The sequence below is a fragment of the uncultured Amaricoccus sp. genome, from assembly GCF_937858865.1.
Taxonomy (GTDB): Bacteria; Pseudomonadota; Alphaproteobacteria; order Rhodobacterales; family Rhodobacteraceae; genus Amaricoccus.
The window spans coordinates 1-2,456 of sequence record NZ_CALLYO010000266.1; the positions used below are offsets into that span (position 1 = coordinate 1).

2 protein-coding genes are annotated in these 2,456 nt (G+C 72.8%); both read right to left on the reverse strand.

The window, feature by feature from the left end; genetic code table 11:
- Window positions 1-764, reverse strand: a 764-nt coding sequence (locus Q0112_RS07435) for an alpha-amylase family glycosyl hydrolase (protein ID WP_297973419.1), incomplete at its 3' end; no start/stop codon positions are given.
- 7 nt (window positions 765-771) lie between these two features.
- Entirely contained in the window at window positions 772-2,400 is a 1,629-nt protein-coding gene (locus Q0112_RS07440) for an alpha-D-glucose phosphate-specific phosphoglucomutase (RefSeq protein WP_297973422.1), read from the reverse strand.
- Between the last annotated feature and the right edge of the window lie 56 nt (window positions 2,401-2,456).

Below are 2,456 nucleotides of genomic sequence, written 5' to 3' on the forward strand. Positions count from 1 at the left end.
CCCTCGCCGGTGTGGTTGAAGACGACGTCGAGGATCGTGCCGATGCCGGCGGCGCGCAGGGCGGCGACGGTGGCTTTCAGCTCGGCGATGCCGCCGGGGCAGAGGCGCGGGTCGGGGGCCATGAAGGCGACCGGGTTGTAGCCCCAGGCGTTGGCGAGGCCGAGGGGCGCGAGGTGGCGCTCGTCGATCCAGGCGGCGATCGGCATGAGCTCGACGGCGTCGACGCCGAGGCGGGTGAGATGGTCGAGGACCGCCGGATGGGCCAGCGCGGCGACGGTGCCGCGAATGCCGGGCGGGACCTCGGGATGGAGGAGGGTGAAGGCGCGGACCGGGACCTCGTAGATCAGGCCGCCAGGCTCGAAGACGGGCGGCGCCGGGGCGACGGGCGGCGGGAGATCCTCGAGGATCGCCTTCGGCATGAGGTGGGCGGTGTCGGCCGCCTCCCCGCGCGGGGCGGCGAGGCGGGGGTTCCAGGCGAAGGGGCGGTCGAGGCGGGTGGCATGGGGGTCGACGAGCAGCTTCGCGGGGTCGAACCAGAGGCCGTGCGCGGGGTTCCACGGGCCGTCGGCGCGCAGGCCGTAGCGGGCGCCGGCGGCGAGGCCCGGGACGGCGGCGGTGAAGACCTCGCCGGGGCCGGGGCGGAGCGGGACGCGCTCGGCCTCGCGCTCGCCGTCGAAGAGGCAGAGCCAGAGACGCTCGGCGGTGGAGGACCAGACGGCGAAGGTCGCGCCGTCCGGCGCGATGGTGGCGCCTAGGGAGGTCATGCGGGGGTCAGGTGATGACGTCGGGCTTCTCGCGGCCGGTCAGGGCGCGGATCGAGGCGACCTCCTCGGCGGCCCGGATGAGGTCGGCGAGGGCGTCGGCCGTCGCGAGGGCGAGCTTGCCGGGGTCGGCCTCGTAGCGCTCGATGTAGACGCGGAGCGTGGCGCCGGAGGTGCCGGTGCCGGAGAGGCGGAAGACGACGCGGCTGCCGCCGTCGAACATCACCCGGATGCCCTGGTTCGCGGAGACGGAGCCGTCGACCGGGTCGTGGTAGGTGAAGTCGTCGGCGGCGGCGACGGCGAGGCCGGCGAGCTTCGTTCCCGGCAGGGTGGCGAGCTTCGCCCGCAGGCCGTCCACCAGCGTGTTGGCGGCGGCGGTGTCGATGCCCTCGTAGTCGTGCCGGGCATAGTAGTTGCGGCCGTACTCGCGCCAGTGGGCCTCGACGATCTCCTTCGCCGGCTGCCGGCGGGCGGCGAGGATGTTGAGCCAGAGCAGCACCGCCCAGAGGCCGTCCTTCTCGCGGACGTGGTTCGAGCCGGTGCCGGCGCTCTCCTCGCCGCAGATGGTGGCGAGGCCGGCGTCGAGCAGGTTGCCGAAGAACTTCCACCCGGTCGGCGTCTCGTAGGCCTCGATCCCGAGCTTGGCCGCCACGCGGTCGGCGGCGGCCGAGGTCGGCATGGAGCGGGCGATGCCGGCGAGGCCCGCGGCATAGCCGGGGGCGAGCCGGGCGTTGGCGGCCAGGAGCGCGAGCGAGTCGGAGGGGGTGACGAAGATGCCGCGGCCGATGATCAGGTTGCGGTCGCCGTCGCCGTCCGAGGCGGCGCCGAAGTCCGGCGCGTCCGGCCCCATCATCTCGTCGTAGAGCGCCCTGGCGTGCACGAGGTTGGGGTCGGGATGGTGGCCGCCGAAGTCGGGAAGGGGCGTGCCGTTGCGGACGGTGCCCTTGGGCGCGCCGAGCCGGTGCTCGAGGATCTCGGTGGCATAGGGGCCGGTGACGGCGGACATGGCGTCGAAGGCCATGCGGAAGCCGCCGGCGAACATCGCCCGGATGGCGGGGAAGTCGAAGAGCGTCTCCATCAGCTCGGCATAGTCGGCGACCGGGTCGACGACCTCGACGGCCATGCCGCCGATGGTCCGGGTGCCGAGCGTGTCGAGGTCGATCTCGGGGGCCTCGAGGATGCGGTATTCGTCGATCCGGCGGCTGCGCTCGTAGATCGCCTCGGTGATCTTCTCCGGCGCCGGGCCGCCGTTGCCGATGTTGTACTTGATGCCGAAGTCCTCCTTCGGCCCGCCGGGATTGTGGCTGGCCGAGAGGATGATGCCGCCGAAGGCCCCCCGCCTGCGGATGAGGTTGGAGGCGGCCGGCGTCGAGAGGATGCCCCCCTGCCCCACCAGCACGCGGCCGAAGCCGTTGGCCGCGGCCATCTTCAAGGCCGTCTGGATGACCTCGCGGTTGTAGTAGCGGCCGTCGCCGCCGAGGACGAGGGTCTCCCCGGAGAAGCCCTCGAGGCTGTCGAAGATCGACTGGATGAAGTTCTCGACGTAGTTCGGCTGCTGGAAGTGGGGGACCTTCTTCCTCAGGCCGGACGTGCCCGGCTTCTGGTCGTCGTAGGGCTTGGTCGCGACGGTCTGGATCATGCTTGGCCTGCGGGAAGGAGGGAGGCGTAGAGGTCGGCGTAGGCGGCGGCGCTGCG

Excerpts from the sequence above, each read along its gene's own strand:
- Q0112_RS07440 (WP_297973422.1), bottom strand. The coding sequence starts at position 2,400 with ATGATCCAGACCGTCGCGACCAAGCCCTACGACGACCAGAAGCCGGGC.